1 rRNA gene is annotated in these 361 nt (G+C 51.0%); it reads right to left on the reverse strand.

Annotated features, from left to right (window positions below):
- Positions 1-357, reverse strand: a 23S ribosomal RNA gene (locus tag PH558_RS34160); the annotation flags it as partial.
- Between the last annotated feature and the right edge of the window lie 4 nt (positions 358-361).

Here is a 361-nt window from a genome sequence, read left to right on the forward strand (position 1 = left end):
CTCGGTTGATGTCCTTTCCTGCAGGTACTTAGATGTTTCAGTTCCCTGCGTTCGCTTCTTACACCCTATTTTATTCAGGTGAAGATACCTTGTTACAATGCTTAGAAACCTGAAGTGTCCAACCAGCCACCAGGCTGCCGAACCTACGCCGCATCAGCGGCGACGGCCCTTGGCCTTGCGAAGCCAAAATGGGCTTCGATCCCTCGTCCCTCGAAAGTTCGACGGAAGAGATATACCAGTCAACAATTCAGATTTTCTAAGCATTTAAGGTGGGTTGCCCCATTCGGAGATCCATGGATCAAAGCTTATTCGCAGCTCCCCACGGCTTTTCGCAGCGTATCACGTCCTTCATCGCCTGTGC

This window comes from Rhizobium pantanalense (assembly GCF_030182525.1).
Classification (GTDB): domain Bacteria; phylum Pseudomonadota; class Alphaproteobacteria; order Rhizobiales; family Rhizobiaceae; genus Rhizobium.